Source organism: Methylobacterium sp. A54F, assembly GCF_053346035.1.
Genome location: NZ_JBKFBF010000051.1, coordinates 1 through 431, shown reverse-complemented (window position 1 = coordinate 431; position 431 = coordinate 1). Strand labels below are relative to the sequence as shown.

Genomic DNA, 431 nt, shown 5'->3' with positions numbered 1-431 from the left:
TAGCGCAGCGCGATCGGCCCCGCATCGTGCGCGTGGGCGGTCGCCACCATGTGCACCAGCTCCGCCTCGTCGGCCGCCGCCATCACCGTCATGTTCGGCAGGCAGCACAGATACGCCAGGTCGAACGCCCCCGCATGCGTCGCCCCGTCCGCCCCCACCAGACCCGCACGGTCCATGCAGAAGCGCACCGGCAGGTTCTGCAGCGCCACGTCGTGCACCACCTGGTCGTAGGCCCGCTGCAGGAAGGTCGAGTAGATCGCAACGAACGGCTTGTACCCTTCCGTCGCCAGCCCCCCCGCGAACGTCACCGCGTGCTGCTCGGCGATGCCCACGTCGAAGGTCCGCTCCGGGTGCGCCTTGGCGAACAGGTCGATGCCCGTGCCCCCCGGCATCGCCGCGGTGATCGCCACCACCTTCTCGTCCGCGTCCGC

1 pseudogene is annotated in these 431 nt (G+C 70.8%); it reads right to left on the bottom strand.

Annotated features, from left to right (window positions below):
* A pseudogene (locus ACLBXP_RS25275) lies at positions 1-431 on the bottom strand (1-deoxy-D-xylulose-5-phosphate synthase); the annotation flags it as partial.